The following is a 9,360-nucleotide window of genomic DNA, read 5'->3' as shown; positions in this document are numbered from 1 at the left end:
GTTTTAGGACTTTATATTTATAGCTAGCTGCCGCCATTTTTGTTAGGGCAAAATCAAAACCCCAAAGAGAGTTGCCGCGCGGAGCGCGGCAACTCTCTTTGGGGTTTTATGTCCTGATAGGGTATAAAACCCTGATTGGTGGTGCGGAGCAGCACCAATCAGGGTTAACTATTTTATGGGTCGCCCGGGATTTGAACCCGGAACAATTCGGTTAAAAGCCGAGTGCTCTACCATTGAGCTAGCGACCCTTGGGAATCAAGCTTATGAAAACTTATTTGTACTTTTGTGTTTTTTAGTACATCTGTCGTTCACGCGCTTGGCTAGTCTAACACAGGTTTAGCAAATTACACCAGTCAAACTAAAAGGTCTTACCTCAGTAATTTTTATGCTAACAGTCTTACCGATTAGTTCTGCTAATGATTGCCCCGTTGTGTTCTCTGTGAAGGCAATACGATTGGTACGAGTGCGCCCCATAATCTGTAGGGGGTTCTTGTGGTTTGTGCCTTCGATCATGATCTCCTCAATGCGTCCCGCATAGCGCTGAGAGCGATCGGCAGCATTTTGATTAACTACATGGTTCAACCGCTGTAAGCGATCGCTTTTGATGGTCTCACTTAATTGATCGTTCCACACAGCCGCAGGTGTCCCTGGACGAGGAGAATAGGCTGCCGTATTAACCAGATCGAAGCCAATGTCATTTACCAATTGCAACGTCCGCTCGAACTGCTCCTCGGTTTCCCCAGGAAAGGCAACGATCGCGTCAGCAGTAATCGCTGCATCGGGCATAATTTCACGGATATCCTCAATGATGCGGCGATAGCGCTCGTGGGTATAGCCCCTAGCCATGGCTTTTAGGATATCGTTGTCACCAGACTGAAAAGGAATATGGAAATGTTCGCAAATCTTGGGCAGTTCGGCACAGGCTTTAATCAGTCGAGAGCTAAAGTAGCGCGGATGACTGGTGGCATATCTAATGCGATCGATCCCTTCAATGTCATGGACATAGTAGAGTAAATCGGTAAAAGTAATCTTGCCACCCACACCCGCGCCGATACCACCTGCGGGTAAGTCACGCCCATAGGCATCAATATTTTGCCCCAGCAAAGTAATTTCTTTGTAGCCTTGGGCAGCCAGCTTTTCGATCTCTTGCCGAATTGATTCGGGCGTACGCGACTGCTCTCGCCCGCGCACGGAGGGGACGATGCAATAAGTACAGTTTTCGTTGCATCCATAAATAACATTTACCCAAGCTGCTACAGAGCTATTGCGGCGCGGAGTAGTAATATCTTCTTCGATATAGGCTTCTTCGGTAGCCGAAACTTGATTGCCGTTAAAAACCTGTTCGAGCAAATGCCCAAGGCGGTTTACATGCTGAGGGCCCATAACTAGATCTAGTTCGGGAACTCTTCTTAATAAAGATTCGCCTTCCTGCTGCGCGACACAGCCAGCCACGACAAGGGTCAAGTTAGGATTGTCGCGTTTGCGTTTAGCTTGTCTGCCCAAGTATGAGTAAACCTTTTGTTCGGCATTATCGCGAATGCTACAGGTGTTATACAAAATCAGATCGGCTTCTTCACTTTCCTCCGTTGACTGATAGCCCATATCCTCTAAAACGCCTGCCATGCGCTCGGAATCGGCTTTGTTCATCTGACAGCCGAAAGTTACGATGTGATATTTCTGGGGATTCTGAACAGTCATGAACGTGTTTAACCAAGCCGAAAAGATTGCTGTCCTATTCTAATATCTTTCTGCTTGTTTGGGGAAAGATCGACCTATGTTGCTCGCGTTGCGGGCAACATAGGCTTTGATGTTTGGCTGTTTAGCTTTTAATCCATACTGACACCGAGCCTCCAGTACAACGAAATTCGCCCCATCCTTCATCGTTTGTGTTGACAGACTCTTCAATATGCTCAGTGATATCGATATAGGTACTGTTAGGGTGTCCGATATTCATCCATTTACGACCTTCCTCACTATTACTCATGACTACCGCCATACCATCAGGATGTTCCTCATCTCCCAATCTCGTCCAGCCAATTGTATTAGGATGATCGAAATAGTCGATTTGATCGCCATAGGCATAGGTTTGTCGAACCGACAGAAACTTATCCAGCAACCATTGATGGCTCTCAATCCAGATTTCGTACTCATTCCCATCTTTACCCCAGTCTTTATAATGGGCACCATAATAGTCCGCATAAAAGAGACAGGGATATCCTTCACGACGCAGCAAAATCAGGGCATAGGCAAGAGGTTTGAACCAAGCCTCAACAATTGATTCTAGAGACTGTAAAGGCTGAGAATCATGGTTGTCGACCAAGGTGACGGCAAGTGTTGGCTGCACCTGCACCAATGTATTATCAAAAATTGTACTGAGGTTGTAGTTTTCACCCGCTTGACTGGCGAGATGGAAATTCAAATGCAAGGGTGCATCAAATAAATCGACTTTGCCTTCGGTAACGGCGATAAAGTTATTCAGAGCTTCAACTTCGTAAGACCAATATTCGCCTACCGCATAGAGATCGCGTTTTGCATGGTGGCGCACATGCTCAAGCCATTCCTGAAAGAACCCTGCGGATACATGCTTGACAGCATCAAAACGGAATCCATCCACATTGGTCGTATCATAATTCCATTCTCCCCAATATTTGAGTTCTCCTTTTACTTCCGAGTTTTGCATATCAAGATCGCAACCCATCAAGTAGTCGAAATTCCCTTTCTCTAGGTCTACATCGGTATCAAAAGACTTACCCTTGAGCAAGTAAATGGCATTCTCGCTCTCATTATAGACATTGTAATCGATCGCATCAAAATGCCACCAGTGCCATTCCATTGTCGAATATTTACCTTTGCGTCCCTCAAAGGTGAAGTGAGTCCAAGCCTTGATCGTTTGATATTCTCCGATTGGTTGATTGCGATCCTCAGTATTGAGGGGGATTGCTTCCACCTCTTCAGCGCGATCGGCTCCGAGCTTATGGTTAAAGACCACATCAGCATAAATACTAATTCCCGCCTTTTGCGCTACTTGAATGGCGCGAACATATTCATCTTTAGTACCATACTTAGTTCTCACCGAACCCTTTTGATCGAATTCACCAAGGTCGAACAGATCGTAAATGCCATAGCCCACATCCATCCCACCACCTGTTCCTTTATAGGCAGGGGGGAGCCACAGAGAAGTAATCCCAATTTTGGCTAATTCCTCTGCCTTCTCGGCAACTTGATTCCACAAACTACCATCATCAGGCATATACCAGTGAAAGTACTGCATCATCACACCATTCCGATCAGACATGGTTTTATTCCTCTATAATAATGACTAATTAATAAGTAGCTAGGCATAAGTAAACTTAAAACCTAGAAGAGCGTACCGCCCGCTACGCGGGCGGTACGCTCTCTGGTTCTGGTTTTTAATTATGCCTTGTTACTTAACGACTGAAATAGAATACTGAAATAGAATTTAGACATAGAAAAACTAAAATTAAAAACACGAATAGATTACGTGGTAAGAATTACGCGCTCTAGTTTCTGTTTTTAACTATGCCAAATTATTTACAGACAAAGAAATACTTGCATAATCGCAAAACTAAGGAAGAAATTAATTCTTAAAAGTTGAGCCAAAGGTAATCTACGAAACGATTCTAACCTATTCTTTCAGGTTTCAGCTTCATCCTATAGTTGTAAGGAATTCAGGATATCGATCCACCAAAAGACGTATGACCAATTAATTATATCAGTATTATTGCGTTTTATGTAGTAATCCATCAAATCGCTCATTTCATTCAATAAATCAATCATTACTCGGTCACAGTAATTACAAAGCAAGACATCAATTACAAATAGGAATGAGGATATCAACTATGAGCTTACAAGAAAGAGCTAAGGCGACTGCTAAAAATATTGAAGGAAAGATTGAAGAAGTCGTAGGCGATATTACTGGTGATACCGCAAAACAAACCGAAGGCAAAGCGAAACAGGTTGAAGCCCATGTTCGCAATGCATCTGAAGATGTCAAAGACAAGGCTAAAGAAGTTGCTGAAGTTATCAAAGATAAGGCTCAACATGTGGCTGATAGTGTAAAAGATCAAGCTAACAAGGTTAAAGATAAAGCTGATTAATGTCAGTTATTCTGAGCAATATATCTTTGGTAAGTTTAAAGTATATTTAATATTTTTAGTTTTTTAAAGATTTTAAATTATTAGGAAATTAAGCATATCACTTAACTATATTGCTTGCATCAATTCACGAAAGTTTGAGAACATTTTGCGAATTTAAAACTAAACCTAGTAAGGTTTTCAAGTCAAGAAATAGCTACTCCATTTCTAGGCTTGGTATTACTTCCTCCAAGGATTTCATTGATTTATCCTTATCTAAGGAGATTGTTTTTAATTGTTTGTTAACCCATTAGGAATTAATTAGGGACTCACATGTTTTTACAAATTTGTCGATCGCTTCTAACTGTTGGTTTGCTTTCACTATTCTCCTTTGGCTTAGTATTTATGCTTCGCGTTGAGAATCTATATGCAGCAAATCCAGTAGAAATTATAGCGACTCAAGCAAGGTTCTATTCTCCTGCTACTTTGATTGCTACGGTAGAGAGAGTAAGAGCTGCGACTAAAGATATAGAAGGAAAAGTACAAGAAGCGATCGGCAATGTCACGGGTGACACTAAAGATCAAGTTATGGGGAAGGCAAAACAAGCCGAAGCCGATGTTCGGAATGCAACCGAAGATCTCAAGGATAATCTCAAGAGTAAATTGAAAATGCCCGAACGCATTAAAGCAAGTTCTAAAGATATAGAAGGAAAAGTACAAGAAGCGATCGGCAATGTGAAAGGCGATTCCCAAGATCGGCTTATTGGGAAAGCAAAGCAAACGGAAGCGAAGACTCGCAATCTAGTGGAAGATGCCAAAGACAAAGTTAAAGGCTTGTTTGAATAGTTCAGCGAACTTAATGCAGAAAAGGATGTAAATATATGAATTTCATTTGGTTTATTTTAATTGGTTTGGCTGCTGGTTGGCTGGCAGGACAGATGGTGAGAGGCGGAGGTTTTGGATTGCTTGGAGACATCATTGTTGGTGTGATTGGGGCATTACTTGGCGGATTCCTCTTCAGTACCTTTGGGGTAGCAACAGGTGGTGGATTACTTGGTAGTTTGATTGTTGCCACTATTGGTGCAGTTGTACTTCTCTTTGGATTGCGTCTAATTAGGTCAGCGTAGTAGATAGCTCAGTTCAAAATGGCGTAGCCATTTTGAACTTTGAAAAACCCTATACCAATTCCCAAAATGACGTTGCCATTTTGGGAATTGGTATTACTTAGCAAGCTTTCCGTCGAATCAAACAATATGAGGTCTATAGAAAATCATGGCTGACGAAATCGAGAAGGAAATTATCACTAAGAAGGTTAGTTCTGATTCCAATATCCCTGCAAATGGATATAAAGTCTCAGAACAACGCACAACAAAAGTTGCCAATGATAATAGTTCTAATGTTGTATTCATCAGTGTTTTGCTATTCCTAGCAGTAGGAGCAGGGTTTATTGCCTATTTCGTCAATAATCGCCCAGCACCAACGCCAGTTTTGATGCCGAGTGCCGTTGATACGGTAAGAGAGAATAAATCCACGGTAATCGAACGGAATAACACCACAATTAGAGAAGTACCTGCTACCGTTCAACCAACTCCAAAGGTTGAGATTACGGTCGCCCCTCAAGCTGTACCTGTGCCAGCACCCACCGTGACTGCGACAGTGACGGCTCAACCCCAAGCCGTTACGCCTGCTGCCACTCCAAAGCCCCAGATGGCATCTCCAACACCGACTTCAGGTTCAAATAATTAGTTTAGCGATCGCCATTAGGGACTTGCTATTAATTAATACCAAATCACAAAATGGCTACGCCATTTTGTGATTTTGAAACCCTTACTGGGTTTGGTTTTGAATCTCCAAAAGTGTAAACACACTTTTGGAGATTGGTATAACGTGAGTTCGGGATAGTTTGAAACGGGCTTTGAGAGAGATTTTGCTATGCAAAACCTCTCTCAAAAGTAAAAGCCTTGCGTAGCAAGGCTTTTACTTTTGGGCTTTTAAAATTTTCCAGCTTAACCCGAACTGACGTTAACTATCGCTATCCAACGAGAGAGTATTTCCCCATGGTGTCAACTCTCTCGTTAAAATTACCTATAGCTGCCGCCAACTGCATCAGGACATAAAACTCAAAAGAGAGTTGCCGCGCTCCGCGCGGCAACTCTCTTTTGAGTTTTGATTTTGTTCTAACAAAACTGGCGACAGCTATATTTCTTATCTACCCTATAAGAACTCTAAATTGGTATCATTTTTCTTAACTATGACAGAGGTTAAAATCAGTAGAACGCATTTATAGCAAGGCTTTTAATTTTAGAAACAGCATTGTTTTTAGGGGGGTGGTATTTTGAATTGGTATAAATTCTTGATTAGGGAGGAGCGCTTGATAGCTATGATTAAAATAACGAAGTTTACTCATGACTGAGTAGTTATCTTAATAGTTTGGAGACAGCGATCGTGACTAAAACTAAGCCCCGCGATGTACAAGCAATATATATTGCCGCCGAAACTTTTGCCTTGCGATCGCGCAGTTGGAATCGCTTGCGTTTTGAAATTGAATATGCCCTCGAAAAAGGAACTACTGCAAATTCTTTTTTAATCCAAGGGGCTCTGCCAGCATTAATCGATCCTCCAGGCGGAACATTTACCGAGATTTATCTAAACGAGCTACGCAAACGGATCAATATTCTCGATATCAGTTATGTGATCCTCGGACATGTTAACCAAAACCGCATCGAAACCCTCAAGGAATTACTGGAAATTAATAGCCGCATTACCTTTATTTGTACGAACGCGGGGGCGATCGCCCTAAGGCAGATTTTAGGAAGCGATCACGCACTAAAAATCCAAGTTGTACGGGGTGAAGAAACCCTCGATCTTGGTAAGGATCATATTCTCAAATTTATTCCCACCTCCACACCACGATATCCTGACGAACTCTGCACCTACGACTCCAAAACCAAGATTTTGTATACCGACAAATTTTTTGGAGCGCATATTTGCGGCGATCAGGTGTTTGACGAAGGGTGGAGTCAATTATTAGGCGATCGCCGTTATTACTTTGACAGCACGATGGCAAACCAAGTCCGCCAAGTGGAAGCTGCCCTTGATAAAATAAGCGATTTTCCTGCGGCTTTTTATGCGCCTGGACATGGACCAATGTTGCGCTATGGCTTGCACGAACTGGTTAACCTCTATCGCCAATGGTGCGAAAATCAAAAACAACAAGGCATTTCGGTCGCTTTACTATTTGCCTCCGCCTATGGCAATACCACCACGATCGCCAATGCCCTAGCGCGAGGCATTACTAAAGCAGGGGTGGCTGTCGAGTTAATCAATTGCGAAAACGCCGAGCCAGAGGAAATTAAACATGCGATCGAAAAATCATCGGGATTCCTGATCGGTTCGCCCACCTTAGCGGGGCATTTGCCCACGCAGGTACAAACGGCTTTAGGAATCGTCCTCTCTACTGCTACCAAAAGCTATCAGGCAGGTGTATTTGGCTCCTATGGCTGGAGTGGCGAAGCTGTGGATATTATCTCTGGCAAACTAAAAGATGCGGGTTATACGCTCGCCTTTGAGCCAATCAGAATTAAGTTCACACCTACTGAAGCAACTTTGCAGATTTGCGAAGAAACAGGTACTGATTTTGCCCAAATGCTTAAAAGTGCTAAGAAAGTCAGGACGACGCTCAATCCTGGCAGTACGGTCGAACAAGCCGTGGGGCGGATTGTCGGTTCCCTCTGCGTTTTGACCGTGAAGCGTGGCGAAGTTTCTACCGCAATGCTCGCCTCATGGGTATCACAGGCAACTTTTAATCCCCCAGGATTAACGATCGCTGTCGCTAAGGATCGAGCGATCGAATCTTACCTATATGAAGGCGATCGATTTGTCATCAATATCCTCGAACGGGGTAAGCAACTCCGTAAACATTTCATGAAAAAATTTGCCCCTGGAGAAGATCGCTTTATCAATATCCAAGTCGAGCCAACCGAAGGAGGACTTATTCTCAATGACGGATTGGCATATTTAGAATGCCGAGTTTCCCAGCGCATGGAATGTGGCGATCACTGGATTGTTTATGCGATCGTTGAAAATGGCAAGCTATTGCAATCTAACGGGTTAACTGCTATTCATCACCGTAAAACAGCTAGTAATTACTAATGCAAAGAGAGTAAATACTCTTTTTGCAATGTTATACCAAATCACAAAATGGCGTAGCCATTTTGTGATTTTAAAACCCTTTCTTGGATTTAATGCTTGACTGCTTAAATAAAAATTAAATAAAAAAGCCCAGAGTTGTGAAAGTAATTAATAGCCGATCTTTAGTCGCTAATTATGTACTTTCAAAAGTCTGGACTTTTGTTTAGTTTTGAATCTGTTGAAATTTACTATCTTTAAACTATTAACTGTAAAGATGAACTTTAAAGTTTAACTTCGATGTCAACACCTGCTGCTAGATCGAGCTTCATGAGTGCATCGATAGTTTTTGCCGAAGGCTGATAGATGTCGATAATTCGACTATGGGTACGTGTTTCAAAATGTTCGCGAGAGTCTTTATCTACGTGGGGCGATCTTAGGACGCAGTAGATACGACGGCGGGTTGGCAGAGGAATAGGACCAACAGCCGCAGCATTAGTACGATTAGCAGTTTCGACGATTTTTTCGCAAGAGGAATCTAGCAGGCGATGATCGAAAGCTTTGAGACGAATCCGAATCTTTTGTTGTTGAGGTGCCACAGTCTTAGGAATTTATTCGGGTAAAATTTTCAGCGTTTCTTATATTAGCACTCTAGGAGATTAAAATCAAACTAAATTTTTGTTTGGTTCAAAATTTAATTGGTAAATTGAGATGGTCTAGCCCAATCTCGGCTTGGTCAATGTCATCTATAGTTATAGCCAATAAAACCCCGAAGAGTGTTGCGGCGCTTTGCGCCGCAACACTCTTCGGGGTTTTGTTTTTGTCCTAACATAACTGGCTACTGCTATAGATGACGTATAGCTGTCGCCCACCACTCGCGTTAAGACAAAATAAACAGCTCATAAGTAGTTCGTCATAATTAAAAACCAAAACCTAGAAGAGAATACCGCCCGCGTAGCGGGCGGTATTCTCTTCTAGGTTTTAAGTTTACTTATGCCTAGCTACTTAATTAATTGATGGTTTGCAAATATCGGGGCATACCTGATTTTGCAGTAGAGACTATGGTGCATCGATAACAGGAGATCCTTTACTGTTACAATTAACTCAGAAATATATCTACATAACTCTTCTATTTAGA

The 9,360-nt window shown here is 42.4% G+C and carries 8 protein-coding genes and 1 tRNA gene; 5 read left to right on the top strand and 4 right to left on the bottom strand.

The genetic code is table 11. From position 1 onward, the window contains the following. Positions 1-176 precede the first annotated feature (176 nt). The 3 genes from AC805_RS11100 to AC805_RS11090 all read right to left on the bottom strand — a co-directional run bounded on the left by AC805_RS11100 (position 177) and on the right by AC805_RS11090 (position 3,295). Positions 177-248, bottom strand: a tRNA-Lys gene (locus tag AC805_RS11100). An 88-nt stretch (positions 249-336) separates the two neighbouring features. After that, entirely contained in the window at positions 337-1,698 is a 1,362-nt protein-coding gene (gene miaB, locus AC805_RS11095; RefSeq protein ID WP_055075495.1) for a tRNA (N6-isopentenyl adenosine(37)-C2)-methylthiotransferase MiaB, read from the bottom strand. A gap of 121 nt (positions 1,699-1,819) precedes the next feature. Then, the gene (locus AC805_RS11090) at positions 1,820-3,295 is read right to left on the bottom strand and encodes an alpha-amylase (protein WP_055075494.1); all 1,476 of its coding nucleotides are present in this window, start codon (positions 3,293-3,295) and stop codon (positions 1,820-1,822) included. 565 nt (positions 3,296-3,860) lie between these two features. Here AC805_RS11090 and AC805_RS11085 point away from each other — a divergent pair. The 5 genes from AC805_RS11085 (at position 3,861) to AC805_RS11065 (ending at position 8,246) form a co-directional block, all read left to right on the top strand. Then, entirely contained in the window at positions 3,861-4,118 is a 258-nt protein-coding gene (locus tag AC805_RS11085; protein ID WP_055075493.1) for a CsbD family protein, read from the top strand. Between the two features lie 309 nt (positions 4,119-4,427). Further along, entirely contained in the window at positions 4,428-4,940 is a 513-nt protein-coding gene (locus AC805_RS26820) for a CsbD family protein (protein ID WP_072143592.1), read from the top strand. A gap of 35 nt (positions 4,941-4,975) precedes the next feature. Further along, a complete protein-coding gene (locus AC805_RS11075; RefSeq protein WP_055075492.1) occupies positions 4,976-5,221 on the top strand; it encodes a GlsB/YeaQ/YmgE family stress response membrane protein in 246 nt (81 codons plus the stop codon). A 145-nt stretch (positions 5,222-5,366) separates the two neighbouring features. Next, positions 5,367-5,840 (top strand): hypothetical protein, encoded by a 474-nt coding sequence (locus AC805_RS11070; RefSeq protein ID WP_055075491.1) that lies wholly within the window; start codon positions 5,367-5,369, stop codon positions 5,838-5,840. A 699-nt stretch (positions 5,841-6,539) separates the two neighbouring features. Further along, the gene (locus AC805_RS11065; RefSeq protein WP_082429471.1) at positions 6,540-8,246 is read left to right on the top strand and encodes a diflavin flavoprotein; all 1,707 of its coding nucleotides are present in this window, start codon (positions 6,540-6,542) and stop codon (positions 8,244-8,246) included. A gap of 260 nt (positions 8,247-8,506) precedes the next feature. Here AC805_RS11065 and rpsJ read toward each other — a convergent pair whose 3' ends face one another. Beyond that, positions 8,507-8,821 (bottom strand): 30S ribosomal protein S10, encoded by a 315-nt coding sequence (gene rpsJ, locus AC805_RS11060; protein WP_009625825.1) that lies wholly within the window; start codon positions 8,819-8,821, stop codon positions 8,507-8,509. Positions 8,822-9,360: the final 539 nt, after the last annotated feature.

Source organism: Pseudanabaena sp. 'Roaring Creek', from assembly GCF_001402795.1.
Classification (GTDB): Bacteria; Cyanobacteriota; Cyanobacteriia; order Pseudanabaenales; family Pseudanabaenaceae; genus Pseudanabaena.
This window is presented reverse-complemented; position numbering and strand designations above follow the sequence as displayed.

Bases quoted from the DNA above. Each gene is read 5' to 3' on its own strand.
- AC805_RS11090 (WP_055075494.1), bottom strand. From the start codon at position 3,295: ATGTCTGATCGGAATGGTGTGATGATGCAGTACTTTCACTGGTATATG.
- AC805_RS11085 (WP_055075493.1), top strand. From the start codon at position 3,861: ATGAGCTTACAAGAAAGAGCTAAGGCGACTGCTAAAAATATTGAAGGA.
- AC805_RS26820 (WP_072143592.1), top strand. From the start codon at position 4,428: ATGTTTTTACAAATTTGTCGATCGCTTCTAACTGTTGGTTTGCTTTCA.
- miaB (WP_055075495.1), bottom strand. From the start codon at position 1,698: ATGACTGTTCAGAATCCCCAGAAATATCACATCGTAACTTTCGGCTGT.
- AC805_RS11075 (WP_055075492.1), top strand. From the start codon at position 4,976: ATGAATTTCATTTGGTTTATTTTAATTGGTTTGGCTGCTGGTTGGCTG.
- AC805_RS11070 (WP_055075491.1), top strand. From the start codon at position 5,367: ATGGCTGACGAAATCGAGAAGGAAATTATCACTAAGAAGGTTAGTTCT.